Genomic DNA, 17,129 nt, shown 5'->3' with positions numbered 1-17,129 from the left:
TACCCAGGCAAGATGAACGAAAAGGTGTGTGTTTGGAGCTTTACTGTCTCACCGCTAGCCGCGTGGAATCGGCGTATCGCGCCATGGAATGCGCTTCTGGTCATCCTGGCTCGAGGGCACCTCGTAGTCGAAACGGGTCTTCACCGTGAAGAGCACGAGCAGAAGCCACCCGCTCTCGACAATCATGCGGCTCTCGGTGAGCGACTGCACGAGCATCGCCATCATGATGAGAAACGGCCAGAGCGCGCTCGTCGCGTAGGGCAGGGGAGCGCCGGGGCCGCGCCTCGGCTGGTCGACGGCCCTGAACCACACGCGCCACGTGGTGACGAACACGAGCAAGCCGAAGAGGGCGAGCCCGATGAAGCCGAGCTGGAACCAGACGTCGAGCCACGCATTGTGCGCGTGCATGACGGGAATGCCGCCCTGCACGTCGAGGCTCTTAAACGGTTCGACCCACGGGGCCCAGTAGCTCACCCAGCCCCAGCCGGCAGCGGGGTGCTCTGAGCCGAGATCGATGACCTTTTGCCAGGTCTCGGTGCGGCCCGTCAGACTGCCCGATTTGCCGAAGATGCCGAAGAAGCTGTCGCGAAACACGATCGCGAGCGTGCCGCACGCCGCGAGCAGTGCCGCGCCGATGAAGTACATGGGCATGCGGTGGTCGGCCTTCGCCCGCCTCGCCCAGAGCGCGAAGAAGAGCGAGACGACAACGACGCCGCCAGCGATGAGCGCCGTCGCGGGCCTCGTGAGCACGAGCGTGGCGAGCGCAACGATGACCCAGAACCAGCCCGCAAATGGGCGCACAGTGCCGGCACGAAGCTGAATGACAAAGATGATGAGGCCGAGCAACGCCGCGAAGCCGAGCAGCGTCGAACTGCCGAGCAGGCCCTGAATCGGGCCACCCTCGAACAGGAGGTCACGGCTCCAGTAGAGCAGATTCGGGGTCTTGCCCTCGGGAGCCTCGATCCACCACGGCAAGAGCGGCTCGCGAATGAAGATCGAGACGAACAGTTCGAAGACGATCGAGAGGCCGAGCAGGTAGCGAAAGGCACTCGCCAGGGTGCTGAGTGTTTCTTGCCACGTCAGGAGTAGCGCGAGCATCACGGCGACGGCCGTCGTGATGAGCTGCGCCGTGACGCCGAGCAGTGACTCGAGCCGGTACTGCGACCAGAGAATCGAGAGCGCGGCGAAGACGAGAAAGAGCGTCAGGGGCGCTGGCAGGCGGTACCAACGAAAGCGCTCGGGGCGCTGCTTGATGAACAGCGCGATGCCGATACCGAACACCACGACCACGAGCGCGACGTACCCCTGCAGCCCGAGCAGGTTGCGAAACGCGTTGCCGCCGAGCGCGATAAAGAAGGTCGCGGTTGCGTATGCGTTCACGCCGAGGCGGTGGTGTTTCGCCTCTCGGGTAATTTCAGCCATGGTATGTAGTGTAATTGCGAGTTGGTGTGCTTCTCCATGACGTCGGTGTTCCACGGGAAACCTTAAGCGGTGCGCCAGAGAGATAAGCCAGTCGAAGATAAGAGAGTGCCGCGTGCTCATATTTATACAGAACGTTCCACGCACCTACGCGTGGGGTTCTCGCGAAGCCCTGCCAGAGGTGCTCGCGACTGAGCCGACCGGTGAACCGCAGGCGGAGCTGTGGCTCGGCGACCACGAGGTCGACCCGGCGCAGGTTGCTGGCAGCATGGCCGAGCCGCTCACCCTCATCGACCTCATCGAGCGAAACCCCGAGGTGTACGGCGTCGACGGCGGGCACCTGCCCTTTCTGCTCAAGGTGCTCGGCATCGGGGCGCCGCTCTCGCTGCAGGTGCATCCCCGCAAGAGCCAGGCGCGGGAGGGATTCGCGCGTGAGAACGCCGCGGGAATCGCGCTCGATGATCCCGCCCGCTCGTACAAAGACGCGAACCACAAGCCCGAGCTGCTCGTCGCGCTCTCGCGCATCGAGGCGCTGAGCGGCTGGCGAGAGCTCGGTGACGCGGCAAACGACGCGGCGGCGATCGCTCGGGGCTCGGGAACCTGCGGGGCCAGGGGCAGCCAGCTGTTGCTCTCGTTCGCGGCGCGAGTGCAGAGTGCGGCAAGGCTCAGCGTCGACGGTATGGCCGGGCGAGAGGCGTTGCTCGACTGGCTGTTACCTGGTGACGAAATCGTGACCGAGACCGTTCGGGCGCTCGCCGAAGTGATCATGGGCGATGCGCCGCTCGACCTCGACGGCGTGCGCCGCGACGTGCTGCGCAGGCTCGTGACCACGCACCCCGGAGACCCCGGCGTGCTCATCTCGTTACTCATGCACGTCGTCACGCTCGATGCGGGCGAGGCGCTGTACCTCGACGCGGGCGTGCTGCACGCCTACCTCGGCGGTGTCGGGGTAGAGATCATGGCGTCGTCTGACAACGTGCTGCGCGCCGGGCTGACCGAGAAGCACATCGACGTGCCAGAGTTTCGCCGTATTCTCGACCTGGCGACCACCAACGATCCGCTCTTTTATGGGGCGACGCCAGCGCCCGGGCTCACGACCTGGCAACCGCCCATTCCCGACTTTCAGTTGCACCGCGTGCGCGTTGACGCCGAGCACGACCCGCTCGACGCGCCCGGGATGCATTTGGCGAGAGCCGTGTCTCTTGAGGCTCCGTACCCACTCGTCATGATCGCGACTGAAGGGGTGCTGCGGGTCGAGCGAATTGGGGCCGATCTGCGTGAGGTCGCAAGCGTGAGAAAGGGCCATTCTCTCTACATTTCGGCGGGTGGGGCCGTCGAGCTTTCGGGCTCGGGCGAGGCCTTCGTGGCGAGCGTCGGCAGTCGACCAGAAGGCGACATTTCGAGGGTCGAGGGCGTGTCCTGACCTTCAAGTAGTGGTTGAGGCTTTACTATGTCCGGCTTGACTTGCGCGAATGACACCGGTGTAATTATGAGGTAACCTAAACGCTTTGTAAGGAAGGAGGGGCAGTGACCGAGAACGAGAAACCCGCATCGCAGGTTCCGAACAACTGGTTTGTAGACCCCGTTTTCCTTGGTGTTCCAGGGACCCGCCAAGACGAAGACACCGCTCTCGCATGGCAGGCCGACGCACTCTGTGCGCAAACTGACCCCGAAGCCTTCTTTCCTGAAAAGGGCGGATCGACGCGGGAAGCCAAGCGCGTGTGCGAATCGTGCGAGGTCAGCGCTCAGTGCCTCGAGTACGCACTCGAGAACGACGAGCGCTTTGGCATTTGGGGCGGGCTCTCAGAGCGCGAGCGCCGCAAACTGCGCAAACGCGCCTAACCTGAGTGCTTCGCCCATGCCCGGCACGCCTCAGCGTGTTGCACAGCGAGGGCGTTTACACTTACTTGCGTTATGCGAAGTAATGTAACCGCGATTCTTGTCGCCAAGCACCAGGGTGAGAAGCTTGATCTCACCCTGCAGTCGCTCAAGGCGCAAACCGTCATGCCCGACCGCATCGTTGTGGTCGCCTGCGGCCCCGAGGGGCTCGCAGCCTCAGTCAGCGGTGAGGGCATCGACGCCGTTATCGCGATGAACGAGCGCGCTAGCTTCGGCCAGGCCATTGCCGCGGCCGAGCGCGGCCTCGCAGAGCTCGAAGACACCCGCGAAGAGTGGCTGTGGCTGCTCGCCGAAGACTCGGCGCCCGAACCATCGGCCCTCGAGCACCTGCTGCTCAAGGTGAAGGCGAGTGGCACCGCGGTTGTCGCGGGGCCGAAACTCGTCGACTGGCATGACCCCTCACGCATCATTGAGCTGAGCCAGGGGCTCACCTGGGCGGGCGGCCGCTGGGTGCTCGATCGACACGAGCTCGACCAGCAGCAGTACGACCACTACGAAGACGTTATGGGCGTTGGGCCCGTCGGCATGCTCGTGCGCCGCGACGTCTGGCAGCGTCTCGACGGCTTCGACCCCGCGCTTCCCATCTACGACGACGGCCTCGACTTCAGCGTGCGCGCGAGACTCGCGGGCTACCGCGTTATTGTGGCCCCCGAGGCGAGACTTCGCTATGCCCGCACCGGCATTGCGGGCCCCGAGATCAACCACCGTGCCGGAGTCTTGCGGCGCGCCCACCGGCAGTCACGGGCCGCGAGCCTGTATCGCCGTATCACCTACGCGCCCGCGGTGTTCGCCCCGCTCATGTGGCTCGGGCTACCGATTATCGGCGTGCTCGGCATGATGTGGGCACTCATTCGTGAGCGACCCGGGACGATGCTCGGCGAGTTCGTCGCGGCACTGCAGGTGTTCTTCCACCCCCGCAGCATCTGGCGGGCTCGCGCAAACATTCGACGGCACAATACCGCCGGCTGGGGTGCGGTTCGGCCGCTCCGCACCGAACGCAAGACCGTCGCGTCGGTGCGAATGGTGCGCAAGGAATCGATTCTTGCCGTTCAGGGCAGGCAGCGCGAAGACCTGCACTTCGTGCAAACCGGTGGCCTCGCGCTCACGATGAGCGCGCTCGCTGTGGGCGCCCTGTTCACCTGGTGGCTCTTCGGTGCGTCGTTCGTGACCGGCGGAGGAGCCGGCCAGCTGACCCAGTCGCTCGGCGGCCTGTGGTCGAGCACCGTGAGCGCCGCGGCCGTGAACGTGCAATCGCTCGGTTCGTTCGCGCACACGATTCCCGCCGACCCCTTCGCATGGGTGCTCGCGCTCATGGGCACGATCACCTTCTGGAACCCCTCACTCGCGGTCATCGTTCTACTCATCGGCTCGGTGCCCGCAGCCGCCCTCGGCGGTTGGATGTGGGCGAGCCGACTCACCGAGCACGCCGCTGGCCGGCTGCTCGCGGGCATCGCCTGGGGCGCCTCGCCCGTGCTGCTCTCGGCGCTCATCACCGGCCGCATTACGACCCTCGTGGTGGTCGTCGCGCTGCCGTGGCTGCTCTATGCCGTCTCACGTGCCTCGCAGTCGTGGAGCTGGGCGGGCGTCGCCTCGTTCATCGCCGCCGTCGTGCTCGCGGCCGGCCCCGTGCTGTACCCTGCGGCTCTCGTGCTGCTCATCACCGCCGTTGCCTGCTACCCGCGCGGCGCCTCAAAACTCTGTGCGATCGCGATCGTGCCCCTCGCCCTCGGCGTGCCCCGCATGCTGAGCGCTGTGGCCTCTGGCCGCCCCCTCGACATGTTCGCCGACCCGTCGGCCCCGCTGCAGCACACCGCCGCGGCGCCCGCCGACATGCTGCTCGGCTTTCCCGAGGCCGGCCTCGGCGGCCTGCCCGGCGCCCTCAGCCTCATCGGCGTCGAGAGCTGGGCTTCACCGTGGGTCGTCGCCATGTGCCTCGTCGCGCCCCTCGCAATTCTCGCGGTGGTCGGTGCGTGCACCGGCCCGGTAAGGCGCACCATCATGCTCGGGCTCATGACCATTCTGGGCATGCTCACGGCGGTTGTCGCCCCCCACCTGCTGCTCGTGCCGCTCGGCTCAGAGCTCGTCGCGGTCTCGGCCGGCGCCGGCCTCGCGCTGTACTGGATCGGCCTCATCTCGTTCGCCTCCTTCGGCCTGAAGGCGCTGCTGCGCGCCGAGGTACCCGTCGCCATCGTCGCCATGGTCGGTGTCATCCTGCTCGGCCTTCCCACGATGGTGCAGCAGGTTCGCGCTGAAAGCCCACTCACGGTCGACCGACAGCCCATTCCCGCCGTCATCGACGCAGAGTTTGCGATCAACCCGACGCAGCAAGCCCTCGTCATCACGCCGCTCGGCGAAGACGAGCTGCGCGCACAGCTGCGAGGCGGAAACACCCTGACCCTTGACCGCGTGCGCACCGCGCAGCTCACCGCCGCAAAGGCCTCTGAAGAGCAAGCGCTCTCAGAACTCGTCGGATCGCTCGCGAGCCTCGGCGCCTCAGAACTGCAGGAGCAGCTCGAGGCCGCAAACATTCGCTTCGTGCTGCTCGGCGATACGCCGGGCTCCGGCGGCGCGCAGATTCGCTCGCTGCTGCAAGAAGCACTCGACCAGAGCGAGGCACTCTCGCCGATCGGCGACACCTCGCATGGCCTGCTGTGGCGTGTGAACGAGTCGGCCCCGGCCGACGGCGGCGAGGCTGCTGAGGGCGCTGACTCGGCCGAGGGTTCTGCCGACGCTGCCGAAAGCGACGACGAAGCCGAGAGCGCCGCCCAGGCGACCGCGCAGCTCGCCGACGACGAACTCGACATCCAAACCACCGAGCAGCGCCCCGTGAGCGGCAAGATGCTCTGGGTCGCCCAGCTCATCTTGCTCGGCCTCATGTTCCTGCTCGCGCTGCCCACCGGCGAGGTGCGCATGCGCCCCGAGAAGCACCGCAAGCCACGGGGAAGGGCCGCCAAGAAACTCGCGCCGCTCACCGACTCAGGCATCGCCGTGGCCCCCGCGGCTGAAGCCGCTGCCGACGCCGACGCCGACGCCGGCACCGCCGAGGCCGACGCGGCCGACGGCGAACTGAACGCCGAGCCTGCTGCCGTGCTCGAAGACGCAACCCCGCGCGAGGTCTCAGACCAGACCGACGAGGTGCCGATTATCACTGACGCGATGCTCGCTGAGGCTGATCCGCAAGGGGAAACGGGCGAAGCCCGCGACGACGAGCCTCTGGCTGGCGACGAAGCTTCGGCCGACGACGAGCCGGCGCTCGTGCACGAAGAGCACGAACTGCCCGACGAAGACACGATTTTCGTGGGCGGATCGGCCGACCTTTCAAGCCCCGAAGTGACCGGCCTCGACGAGACCACCAACACGAACGATGCACACCGGGAGGCGCGCGATGAGTAATCGAAGCAAACTGGTGCGCGGCAGTGCCCAGGTCGGCACCGGAATCGCGGTGACCGCGGTCGGCGCGCTCCTCATCATGCTGGCGGGGCAGGCGAACCTCCCGACGGTCAAGCACGAGGTCCCGTCGCAAACCGTGAACACCGCGACCACGACGAACACCTCGATCGTGTGCCAGGGCTCATTCGGCGTGCTCGGCCTCAACGCCAGCTCACCCAACGACGTCACCCCGATCGGCGAGGCCGAAACGAAGGTGAGCGGTAGCGAAACCACGAAAACCGACCTCGCACTGCAGCTCTCGGGCGCGACGCCGCCGAGCTCACACACGGTGCCCGGCTCAGAAGACTTTCGCGCAGCCCAACAGCAGCGCATCGACACCGAAACCGTGAGGGGTCTCGCCGCGTCAAGCTGCGGCGAAGCGACCAACGAGCAGTGGATCGTGGGCGGCAGCACCGCCCGCGGCATCTCGAGCGTCATCACCCTCTCGAACCCCGGCGCGGTCGCCGCAACCGTCACGATCGGCGTCTTTAACGAAGAAGGCCCCGTCGAAGGCGTCGGAACCACCGGCGTGCTCGTTCCGCCCGCGACCACCAAGACGGTTCCGCTGAGCGGCTTCGGTGCCGGCTACGACAGCACCGCCATTCGTGTACAAGCCAGCGGATCGCCAGTATTCGCAACCCTCGGCGTACACCAAATCACCGACATCACCCCCATCGGTGCCGACACGGTCAACGCGCAGCTGACACCATCGACCGAGCTCGTCTTCTCGGGTGTGCGCACCTACGAGAACCACACGCACGGCGAAGAGGGCGAAGACGGGCACGATGCCGCGCTCGCCAGGCTGCTCTCACCCGAGGTCGCGACGAAGGCAAAGGTGTTCTCGCTCACGGCCGACAAGGAGCGCGCACTCATCGGCGAAGTCGACCTCGAGGCTGGCGTCGTGACCGACCTCGGCTTGTCGAAGCTACCGAAAGAGGCCACCGGCGTCATCGTCGAGAGCGACGAACCCATCGTTGGCGGCGTGATGGCGCTGCTGCACAACAACAACGAACACGACTTCGCGTGGATGACCCCCTCGAGCGTCTTCAGCTCAGGCGAAACCGTGAAGGCGCTCACGCTACCCGGCGGAACCCTCACCCTCACCAACGTGAGTGACAAGAAAGCCGAGTTCACCGTCGGTGAGTCGACCGTGACTCTCGAGCCCTACACCGCGAAGCAGATCGCGAAAGCCGGCGAGGCCACCGTTCAGGGCGAAGCCCCCTTCGCCCTTGGCGTGACACTCTTCGACGAGCACACCCTCTCGACCTACCCGGTGCTCGCCTCAGCAAGCCTGATCGAAGAGTTCACCGTTTATACTCGCTAAGCTGGTGCGTGATGTTTGGCCGTCGTAAACCAAAGCCCCAGCCGCAGGGTAAGCCCGCGCAACCCTCGGCTGCGCAGCGCGCCGCCGAGCAGCGTGCTGCCGAGCAAGGCGCTGCCGAGCAAGGCGCTGGCGCCGCGCAACGGGGCACCGGGCAATCGGCACCCGCGCAACCCGGCGACTCGACCCCGCCGGTGCGCCGCCACGGGCGCCGGCCGATCCGCTCATCGCTCACCGGCACGAAGGTGCGCGATCCGCACTCCCGCGTGGAAACGTTCAAGCACTGGGCCGCCGCGACCATCCAGTACCTGCGCCAGCAACTGCCCGACGACCTCGACGGCGTCAACATCGGCTTCATGTCGCTGCCCCCATACGAGATGCCCGAGGGCACCCACTCGGAGGAGCCGATGTTCTGGCTCGTGAGCCCTGGCGAACACATGATCTACCTGTTTCGCGCGCCCATCCAGCGGTTCCGGGGCCTGCACGAGCCCGACGAGACGCACCGCCGCATGTTCGTCGAGTGGTGCGTGTACCAGGCCGTGTGCGAGTACCTGGGCGAAGACCCGTGGACGCTGCTCCCCGGGCGGTTCGAGCACTACTAGTGGGGTTTGCCCGAGGCGTTGCTTAAACGATAGGCAGGAAAACAGAGGCGAGGACGTTAGCTGAGACTCGGTTGTGTTTCCTTGAGCGCAGCGATGACGCTTTCTAAGTGGATCCGGATTGCCGCTTCTGCCGCATCAGGATCTTGCGAGGTGATCGCGTCGATGATGGCTAAATGCTCGGGGCCTGAGGTTTGTGCTCGGCCAGGGCGAAAGCTCAGTCGGAACTGGTGTCTTGCTGCTTGAGCCTGCAACCAAAGCAGTAGTTGGGCGGCAGTCTCTTGGCCGCAGTGTTCTCGAATAAACGCATCGAGTTGTTGATGTAGGGCTGAGTACTCGACGAGGTTATTGGTGTCGAGCGCTTCAACAATGTTTGCCCGCAATGAGGTTAAGCGCAGCGATTGCTCCGGGGTTATTATTTCTGCAAGTTTTCTTGCGCACAAAGATTCGAGGAGCAGGCGTACCTCAAGAATCTCGATCGCTTCTTCGACTGAGATCGCTCGAACGCGGGCACCCCGGTTCGGCAGTCGTTCGACAAGTCCCTCGGTGCTCAGATTGAGCAGAGCGGTGCGTACTGTTGCCCTTGATGCACCAAACTGCTCGCACAAGTCGACCTCGACAAGGCGCTGCTGCGGGGCAAATTCCCCGTTGAGAATCGCTGTTCTGAGATCGGCAGTGACATCAGGAGAAATGGGGTGTGAAGCGGTAGCAGCGGTGGGAGTGACCAAGGCAGCTCCTTTCGCATCGGTTGCGCGTCAACAAATAGTGGATACGTGAAAAGTGTAACCAACGACGACAAAAAAGGCGACCATAATTGTTAACAATATCTTGACCAATCTTGTTTACATGTGTGAAGATGGTGACACAGCATTCGATCGGGCCGCACAACGTGTGCCTGAGCTTTCGTTCAAGGAGGAACATTGTCACACACCGAACCTTCCACCCTCGTTGTCAGCGCCCACGCTGGCGATTTCGTCTGGCGAGCAGGCGGTGCCATTGCTGCCGCTGCTCTGCGAGGGGAGCGGGTGACTGTCGCGTGTCTTTCATACGGTGAGCGGGGCGAGTCTGCGAGTCAGTGGCTCCAGGGCAAAAGCTTGGAAGAAATAAAGGCGATCCGCAGAGAAGAGGCCGAAGCAGCCGCAGCTGCGCTCGGGGCTGATATTGAATTTCTTGATGCGGGTGACTACCCCCTGCTCGAATCGCAAGAAATCGTTCGGCAGCTCGTCGATATCTTCCGCCGAACGCAGCCGACGGTCGTGCTCACCCACACTCTGGCTGACCCCTATAACGGCGACCATCCGGCCGCTGCGCGGATGGCGCTTCAGGCCCGTGTTCTTGCGCAAGCGATTGGTGTGCAGAACTCAGACGGTTCATTTCCCACGAAAGAAGACATCATTGGGGCTCCGCCGGTCTTCTTCTTTGAGCCGCATCAAGGTGAGCAGTGTGAGTTCAAGCCAGACGTACTGCTCGACATCACCGAGGCCTTTGCGCGTAAGCAACAGGCAATGGAGTGCATGCCTGCGCAGAAACACATGTGGTCGTACTACACAGATCTCGCAGTGCGACGCGGTGTGCAGCTGAAGCGCAATGCAGGGCCAAACCTGGGCTTGGCTCACGAGACGCTTGCAGAAGCGTATGTTCGTTTCTACCCAGAGGTCACGGGGGTGCTCGCATGAAGTCGGTGATTGTGACAGATATTGAACGGCCACGCGCTGAGCTTGTTGAGCAACTTGAGCAGCTTGGAGTGGCGACTGTGCACGAAGCAATGGGGCGAACAGGCCTTGTCGGCACCATCGTTGCCCCGCTGCAACAGGGAAAATGTATTGCAGGAAGCGCGGTCACGGTGCTGTGCTGGCCGGGTGACAACCTCATGATTCATGCGGCGGTAGAGCAGTGTCGTGCAGGAGATGTTCTCGTGGTTACAACACCGACCCCCTCGCTCGCGGGTTCGTTCGGAGAGCTCTTTGCCACTGCACTCGCCTATCGGGGCGTGCGTGGGCTCGTCACAACCGGAGGGGTTCGCGACGTGCGTGAGCTTCGTGAAATGGGCTTTAGCGTTTGGGCTGCAGCTCAGAATGCTCAGGGCACGGTGAAAAACACCGCTGGCAGTGTGAACGTGCCGGTTGTAGTCGGTGAAGTTGTTATTCGGCCCGGCGATATCGTGATTGCTGATGATGATGGGGTGTTGTGCCTTGCTCCCGAAGACGCTGAGGCGGTGCTCGAGGCGTCGTATGCGCGTGTTGCGAAAGAATCAGAAGCCCGTGCTGCGTATCTTGAGGGCAAGCTGAGCCTCGATCACAATCATTTGCGTCCGAAGCTCGAAGAACTCGGGGTGAGCTACGTGCCACAAGCGGAGCTCGATCGTGCCTGACGCGACCGCAACGGCTCAGCATGCGTCAGCGATGTGGATGCGTGGTGGTACTTCAAAGGGGTTGTTCTTTGAAGGCCGAGATGTGCCGAGTGCCATTGCCGATCGCAATGCGTTTTTGTTGCGCGTCATGGGGAGCCCTGACGCGCGTCAGATCGACGGGGTAGGGGGCGGGCATCCGCTCACCAGCAAAGTGGCGATCGTTTCACCTTCTGCCTTGGAGGGCGTTGATGTCGACTATGAGTTTCTTCAGGTCGGGGTCGAGCAGGCCGTGGTGAGCGGGGCTCAAACCTGCGGAAACATTCTCGCGGGTGTTGCGCCTTTCGCCGTTGAAAGAGGGCTTGTGCAGCCGCAAGGCGATCAGACAACCGTGAGTATTCATCTGGTGAACACGGGCGATATCGCGAGAGCGACATTCATGACACCTGACCAGCAGGTTACCTACGAGGGTACGTTTGGCCTCGAAGGGGTGCCAGGTACTGGAAACCCCATTGAGCTTGAAGTGAGCCCACGCGAAGCCCCACTCTTTGTGACGGGCAAGGTGAGTGAAGCCATCAACGCGATAACGGTGAGCTTGGTCAATAACGGTATGCCTGTGGCAATCGTGAGCGCACGGGAGCTCGGTATTTCTGGGCAGGAAACAGTTGAGCAGCTTGAATCGATGCCTGAGCTACTTGGCCTGATTGAAGAGCTCCGTATTGAAGCTGGAGTGCGTATGGGGCTCGGTGACGTGACAAGCCTCACAGTTCCGAAGATGCTGGTCGTCTCGCCTCCGTCTCAGGGGGCAGACGTGGCGGTGCGTGCTTTGATACCGCACAGGGTGCACCGCTCAATCGGTGTACTCATGGCCGCGGGGCTTGCTGCTTCAGCTCGGGTCGAAGGTTCTGTTGCGGCGGTAGCGGCCGGTGGGCGCATCGGGTCTGATGACCGCGCGATCACCATCGAGCATCCCTCTGGGGTGCTGGCGGTTGATGCGAGCGCGTGGAAAGACGAGCGCGGTGAGTGGAGGGCGAATTCGCGCTCTGTGCGCACCGCACGCAAGCTTTTTGATGGTGTCGTTTACGCGTGAAGCAATGATTTATCGATTTGTTGCAAAGATTGTCAACAATATGCTTGACGATTTTGATTACATCTAATATTTTCAATACATAACGGTATAAACAGGAGTCAAAGATGACGGTTGTGGTGGTTCTTGGTCTTGGCGAGGCCGGTGCAATTTATGCGCGCGGGTTTCGTGACAGCGGCTTTACGGTTCGTGGGTTTGACCCATTCGTAGTGAACGACGACGAGGGCATTACCCAGTGCGATGATCTCGGCGAAGCTCTTGCGGGAGCTCAACTGGTTGTGAGCCTTGTTGGGGCCAGAGCCGCGGGCAACGTCGCAAAAGACGCCATGGCTCACCTTGAACGAGGAACAATCTTCGCAGACCTCAACACTGGGTCGCCTGATCTCAAATACGAACTCGGCCTCAACGCGGCTGAACGTGGTGTCGCTTTTGCAGACGTTGCGGTGCTGGCCCCAGTGCCTCGCTCTGGTGTGCAAACGCCGCTCATGGCGAGCGGTAGCGGCGCGCAAGCTTTTGCCGATCTGATGGTGAACGCTCATGCACCTGTTGAAGCGATCGATGGCGATGCGGGTGCCGCCGCCTCACGAAAGCTTCTGAGAAGCGTCTTTATGAAAGGGCTTGCTGCGGTAGTGATTGAGAGTATCACCGCCGCAGAAGCGGCTGGCTGCGACTCCTGGTTGAGGGGGCAGATCGCTGACGAATTCTCTGGTGATGCAGAAGCGCTCACTCAACGGCTTATCGACGGGTCTCGGTTACATGCCGAGCGTCGAGCCCATGAGGTGCTTGACGCGCAAGCGTATGTGCGTTCGCTGCAAAAACCTACGTGGGTGAGCGAAGCAACGCATACCTGGTTTGAACATCTCATGGCCAACGGCGGCCAGAACGAAACTGGCAAAGGAACATCGGTATGAACATCAAGATTGAAAACCTCACGCTGAGCTACGGCTCATCGGTGGCGGTGCGCGATCTGAGCCTTGAGATTCAGCAGGGCGAAGCACTCGTATTGCTCGGCCAGTCTGGCTGTGGCAAAACGAGTACGATGCGTTGCGTTGCCGGCCTAGAAACGCCTGATTCGGGGCGCATTACTGTCGGGGGCAATGTGCTCTTCGACTCGGAGCGGGGCATTAACGTTGCTTCTCACAAGCGCAATATTGGCATGGTGTTCCAGTCGTACGCGATCTGGCCGCACCTGACCGTCTTTGAAAATGTTGCTTTCCCGCTGCAAATGAAACGCGTCGCAAAAGCCAATATCGCTCCGAGAGTGCACGAGGCGCTCGCAGTTGTGGGCCTCGATGGCTTTGCCGATCGTGGAGCTTCGATGCTCTCTGGTGGCCAGATGCAACGAGTAGCGCTTGCACGGTCGCTTGTTATGGAGCCCTCTGTGATGTTGCTTGACGAGCCGCTGTCGAATCTTGATGCGAGGCTCCGGCACCGACTGAGGCAAGACCTCAGAGAGCTTCAGCACAGCCTCGGCCTGACATCGGTGTACGTGACCCATGACCAAGAAGAAGCTCTCGCTCTTGCCGACCACATCGCCATGATGCAGTTTGGTCGCATCGTTCAGATCGGTAGCCCCGACGAAATCTACGGCAGGCCGCTCAGCGCTTCAATCGCAGATTTCTTGGGCGTAGCGAATATTTTGCCCGCGACAAGGGTCGACGCGACAACGGTTGAACTGCAAGGCACTCAGATCAAGCTCGAAGTTGAGCCGTTCTCACCTCACGACGAGCTCCGCGCGTGTATTCGCGCCGAAGACGTACTCTTTGATGCTGACATTCCACACGAGTCACCAAATACAGTTGAAGGCGTCGTTGTCTCGAGAGAGTTTCTCGGGGCAACCGCCACGTTTAAATTGCGCTTAGGTGAAGACGTTGAGCTGCAGGTACTCGGCACAAAGCTGCAGACGAGCAGAATTCGTGAGGGCGAAACAATGCGCGTATACCTCCCGAAACACGCTGTTCAGGTGCTTCCGCTCGAGGTCACTGACGCTAACGTGAGAGCAGCAACGGTATGACAAACGAAACGCAAACCGAAATGAAAACCGGTGTGATTCGTGTGCGAAACGGGAATCAACAACGTCCTGCGTCACCAAGCCAGTTTCGAGCGAAACGAGTAATCGGTCTTGCCGCGCTCTACGGGGTACTGGGAATCCTGATCCTTATGCCGGTCGCGCTGGTGCTGCTTTCAGCGTTCACCAGCGAGACTCCCCGTCCTGGAAATATTCATCTTACGAATTTCACTTTCGACAACTTCGCGACGGTCTTTGGCGCGGGCGCAATGCGCGCAGCGGGCAACTCGGTCATGGTTGGAGCAGGAGCCTCGATTATCGCTCTGCTCTGCGGCGGGTTCCTTGCGTTCGTCACCGCACGCACGAACGTGCCGGGCAGAAAGTTTCTCTATTTCGCGGGCTTAATGCCGATGTTTTTGCCCAGCTTTGTTGGTGCCCTGGCCTGGGGTCTTCTGGGTGGGCCTAATGCGGGCCTGCTGAATATTCTGGCCCGAGACCTCGGCCTTTCTTCCTGGCTCAATGTGTATTCATTACCCGGCCTTATCGTCGTGTTGGGCATTTACTACGCGCCGTATGCTTTTTTGCTTATTCACGCGTCGCTCAGCCTCATGAATCCTGACCTTGAAGAAGCCGCCAGAGTACACGGTGCGAAGCCTCATGAAATTCTTCGAAAAGTCACGTTTCCGCTCGCAACACCAGCGATTCTTGGCTCGGCAATTCTTATTTTTACCCTGACGGTCGAGAACTTTCCCGTGGCTCAGATGCTCGGCTCTGCAAGCGGTATCGATACGCTGCCGACCTACATCTTTAGACTGATGAACTCCGCCCCATCGCGGGGGAACGAAGCCGCTGCCGTTGCTATCGCACTTGTCGTCGTTGTCCTGGTCGTCACGGCCGTTCAACGTCGTGTGATCTCGAAGCGTACGTTCACGACGGTTTCAGGAAAGGGCCTGAAGCCCTCGAAGATCGATCTTGGCTGGTTCAAAATACCCGCAGTGGTGCTTGGAACGTTCTACTTCTTCATTACGGCAGTCTTGCCATTGCTTGCTTTGCTGTTTGTCGCAATGCACGATTCCCCGTATATCTCGAGTGTCCTGGGGAGCATCAGCGACGGAAAGCTCAACTTTGACGCGTTTTTGGATGTGCTTGTTAAACCAACGGTTCACAAAGCAACACTGAACTCTGTGATTGTTTCTGTGCTTGCCGCGCTGATCGGAACACTGATCGCATTCATCGTTTCATATGTCGTGAACCGGACGACGATTCCGGGCAGGGCTGGTCTGGGGTATATCAGTATGATCCCGCTTGCCGTACCGGCAATTGTGCTCGGTCTCGGTTTGCTGTGGACCTGGCTCCTCATTCCGCTACCGGTATACGGAACGCTCACCGTTATGGTGATTGCCTTCATGGCAGCGCAAATGCCTCAGGGGTTCCAAGGCGCTAGCTCCGGTATCTTGCAAATTCATGCTGACCTTGAAGACAGTGCGGTCATGAGCGGCGCTAACCGAGTGCGTGCAATCTGGCGCATCACTGTACCGCTGCTGCGTGTGCCGCTCGCGTCAACATTCTTACTATTGCTCATGCTCTCGATGCGTGAACTGACCGTGCCACTCTTTTTGTTCACTACCGATACGAGGCTCCTGTCGATCATCATCTTCGACGATTACGAGAACGGCATTCTGCAGTCAAGCGCCGCAACAAGCGTGCTGTATTGCGGATTGATTTTCATTCTCGCCTGGCTTGCGCAACGCTTCGGAGCGAAAAAGACAACGGCTTGAGTATGAATGTTTCGATGACCCCCAACCCAACAACACGTATCGTCACCCATGACGCATTTCAGAGAGGAAATGTTATGAAACGCAAAACACTGAAAGGCTTAGCCTTCATCACTATGGCCGGGCTTGTGCTCACCGGCTGCTCATCATCCGAGAAGCCTGCTTCTGAGGCAAAGGCAGGTGAAGACCTCGTGATCGACGGCGAGCTTATCGCCAAAGCCGACGTATACGCAGATGCGCTTGACGAAGGAAGCCTTGTCTTCTACACGGGGGCGAGTGAAGTCTCTGAGCAGCAGGTCGCAGACGAGTTCAGCGAGCTCACCGGCATCCAAGTTGAGATCGTGCGGTTGGCTCCGAACAAGCTGCAGGAGCGAGTACTGAGCGAGAACGCCGCCGGTAAACTTGGCGCCGACCTTGTGCGCATCTCGGGCGAAGATCTGATTGTTGCCCTCGCTGAAGACGGGGTATTTACCGAGACTGAGCTGACTGACGACATCAGCGGCGCACTCATCGACGGAGTGGTCTTTGACGACGGAAAGTACTTCAGTAGTTTCGATCGTGTCTACAGCTTTGGCTATAACAATCAGGTTCTTTCTGAAGATGAGGCACCAAAGAACTGGGCTGATCTGACCGATACCAAGTACTCGGGCCAGTTTGGTCTTGTACAGGTTGGTGCTGGTGGAAGCACCGCGGCACTGACCCGTTTCCAGCTTGATCAGCTCGGCGAAGACTGGCTCAAAGATATTGCCGCGAATGAACCGCGCGTCTTCGACTCTTCAGCAAACCTGACTGATGCACTCGCGCGCGGCGAGATCCAGATTGGCACTGTGCCCATTGGTACTGCGTATTCTGCAATTCTTGAGGGAGCACCGATCACGATCGCTATGCCTGAAGAAGGCGCAGCCGCGTACCCCTTCTACGTGGGGCAGACCTCGGCTTCGAAGCGCTCAAATGCGGCCACGGTCTTTATCAACTGGCTTCTCTCAGAGAACGGCCAAGCTCTCGCTTCATCGCTCGGTGACTACCCCGTGCACCAGGGTGCTGCGAACCCTACGATCGGCGATGTCGAACTCCCTGCAGCTGATTCTGGCTTTGCCTACCGTGCGACGCTTGAAGACTCGCTCGAGCATCTCCAGAGCGACGCGAAGACCTGGATGGATATCTTCGACTACAACGGCTAGTCGTTGAGGGGCTGGGGGCGCAACGCCTCCGGCCCCTTTTCTTTTTCGTACAAGCTTGAGGAGC

14 protein-coding genes are annotated in these 17,129 nt (G+C 61.3%); 12 read left to right on the top strand and 2 right to left on the bottom strand.

Annotated elements, in window-relative coordinates:
- Positions 1-54 precede the first annotated feature (54 nt).
- Positions 55-1,422 carry an O-antigen ligase family protein gene (locus JSO19_RS04505; RefSeq protein WP_270910018.1) on the bottom strand — a complete coding sequence of 456 codons (1,368 nt, stop codon included), beginning with the start codon at positions 1,420-1,422 and terminating at the stop codon, positions 55-57.
- 112 nt (positions 1,423-1,534) lie between these two features.
- Here JSO19_RS04505 and manA point away from each other — a divergent pair, with 112 nt between their 5' ends.
- From manA to JSO19_RS04480, 5 genes are all read left to right on the top strand, one after another.
- A complete protein-coding gene (gene manA / locus JSO19_RS04500) occupies positions 1,535-2,842 on the top strand; it encodes a mannose-6-phosphate isomerase, class I (RefSeq protein ID WP_270910017.1) in 1,308 nt (435 codons plus the stop codon).
- Positions 2,843-2,946: 104 nt separating this feature from the next.
- Complete coding sequence (locus JSO19_RS04495; protein ID WP_217136104.1) at positions 2,947-3,261, top strand: WhiB family transcriptional regulator; 315 nt, start codon at positions 2,947-2,949, stop codon at positions 3,259-3,261.
- A 72-nt stretch (positions 3,262-3,333) separates the two neighbouring features.
- Entirely contained in the window at positions 3,334-6,711 is a 3,378-nt protein-coding gene (locus JSO19_RS04490) for a glycosyltransferase family 2 protein (RefSeq protein ID WP_270910015.1), read from the top strand.
- Positions 6,704-8,071, top strand: coding sequence for a DUF5719 family protein (locus JSO19_RS04485; RefSeq protein ID WP_270910014.1), 1,368 nt, complete (start codon positions 6,704-6,706; stop codon positions 8,069-8,071). Before JSO19_RS04490 ends, JSO19_RS04485 begins: the two co-directional genes overlap by 8 nt.
- Positions 8,072-8,082: 11 nt before the next feature.
- Entirely contained in the window at positions 8,083-8,670 is a 588-nt protein-coding gene (locus JSO19_RS04480; RefSeq protein ID WP_270910012.1) for a hypothetical protein, read from the top strand.
- A gap of 56 nt (positions 8,671-8,726) precedes the next feature.
- On the opposite strand, the gene JSO19_RS04475 is transcribed toward JSO19_RS04480, so the two are convergent.
- Complete coding sequence (locus JSO19_RS04475; RefSeq protein ID WP_270910010.1) at positions 8,727-9,395, bottom strand: GntR family transcriptional regulator; 669 nt, start codon at positions 9,393-9,395, stop codon at positions 8,727-8,729.
- Positions 9,396-9,587: 192 nt separating this feature from the next.
- Between JSO19_RS04475 and JSO19_RS04470 the strand changes: the two genes are divergently transcribed.
- The 7 genes from JSO19_RS04470 to JSO19_RS04440 all read left to right on the top strand — a co-directional run bounded on the left by JSO19_RS04470 (position 9,588) and on the right by JSO19_RS04440 (position 17,065).
- Positions 9,588-10,343: a PIG-L deacetylase family protein gene (locus JSO19_RS04470; RefSeq protein WP_270910008.1), complete on the top strand. Its 756-nt coding sequence runs from the start codon at positions 9,588-9,590 to the stop codon at positions 10,341-10,343.
- Positions 10,340-11,038: a 4-carboxy-4-hydroxy-2-oxoadipate aldolase/oxaloacetate decarboxylase gene (locus JSO19_RS04465; RefSeq protein WP_270910007.1), complete on the top strand. Its 699-nt coding sequence runs from the start codon at positions 10,340-10,342 to the stop codon at positions 11,036-11,038. The genes JSO19_RS04470 and JSO19_RS04465 overlap by 4 nt, the downstream gene beginning before the upstream one ends.
- Positions 11,031-12,104: a PrpF domain-containing protein gene (locus tag JSO19_RS04460; protein ID WP_270910005.1), complete on the top strand. Its 1,074-nt coding sequence runs from the start codon at positions 11,031-11,033 to the stop codon at positions 12,102-12,104. The genes JSO19_RS04465 and JSO19_RS04460 overlap by 8 nt, the downstream gene beginning before the upstream one ends.
- Positions 12,105-12,208: 104 nt before the next feature.
- Complete coding sequence (locus JSO19_RS04455) at positions 12,209-13,012, top strand: NAD(P)-dependent oxidoreductase (protein WP_270910004.1); 804 nt, start codon at positions 12,209-12,211, stop codon at positions 13,010-13,012.
- Positions 13,009-14,115: an ABC transporter ATP-binding protein gene (locus JSO19_RS04450; RefSeq protein WP_270910003.1), complete on the top strand. Its 1,107-nt coding sequence runs from the start codon at positions 13,009-13,011 to the stop codon at positions 14,113-14,115. The genes JSO19_RS04455 and JSO19_RS04450 overlap by 4 nt, the downstream gene beginning before the upstream one ends.
- Positions 14,112-15,887 (top strand): ABC transporter permease, encoded by a 1,776-nt coding sequence (locus tag JSO19_RS04445; RefSeq protein ID WP_270910002.1) that lies wholly within the window; start codon positions 14,112-14,114, stop codon positions 15,885-15,887. The genes JSO19_RS04450 and JSO19_RS04445 overlap by 4 nt, the downstream gene beginning before the upstream one ends.
- 74 nt (positions 15,888-15,961) lie before the next feature.
- Positions 15,962-17,065: an ABC transporter substrate-binding protein gene (locus tag JSO19_RS04440; RefSeq protein WP_270910001.1), complete on the top strand. Its 1,104-nt coding sequence runs from the start codon at positions 15,962-15,964 to the stop codon at positions 17,063-17,065.
- The last annotated feature ends 64 nt before the right edge of the window (positions 17,066-17,129 follow it).

It is taken from the genome of Leucobacter sp. UCMA 4100 (genome assembly GCF_027853335.1).
In the GTDB taxonomy this organism is placed as follows: Bacteria; Actinomycetota; Actinomycetes; order Actinomycetales; family Microbacteriaceae; genus Leucobacter_A.
This window is presented reverse-complemented; position numbering and strand designations above follow the sequence as displayed.

Bases quoted from the DNA above. Each gene is read 5' to 3' on its own strand.
- JSO19_RS04505 (WP_270910018.1), bottom strand. From the start codon at position 1,422: ATGGCTGAAATTACCCGAGAGGCGAAACACCACCGCCTCGGCGTGAAC.
- JSO19_RS04490 (WP_270910015.1), top strand. From the start codon at position 3,334: ATGCGAAGTAATGTAACCGCGATTCTTGTCGCCAAGCACCAGGGTGAG.
- JSO19_RS04485 (WP_270910014.1), top strand. From the start codon at position 6,704: ATGAGTAATCGAAGCAAACTGGTGCGCGGCAGTGCCCAGGTCGGCACC.
- JSO19_RS04480 (WP_270910012.1), top strand. From the start codon at position 8,083: ATGTTTGGCCGTCGTAAACCAAAGCCCCAGCCGCAGGGTAAGCCCGCG.
- JSO19_RS04465 (WP_270910007.1), top strand. From the start codon at position 10,340: ATGAAGTCGGTGATTGTGACAGATATTGAACGGCCACGCGCTGAGCTT.
- JSO19_RS04455 (WP_270910004.1), top strand. From the start codon at position 12,209: ATGACGGTTGTGGTGGTTCTTGGTCTTGGCGAGGCCGGTGCAATTTAT.
- JSO19_RS04450 (WP_270910003.1), top strand. From the start codon at position 13,009: ATGAACATCAAGATTGAAAACCTCACGCTGAGCTACGGCTCATCGGTG.
- JSO19_RS04445 (WP_270910002.1), top strand. From the start codon at position 14,112: ATGACAAACGAAACGCAAACCGAAATGAAAACCGGTGTGATTCGTGTG.
- JSO19_RS04440 (WP_270910001.1), top strand. From the start codon at position 15,962: ATGAAACGCAAAACACTGAAAGGCTTAGCCTTCATCACTATGGCCGGG.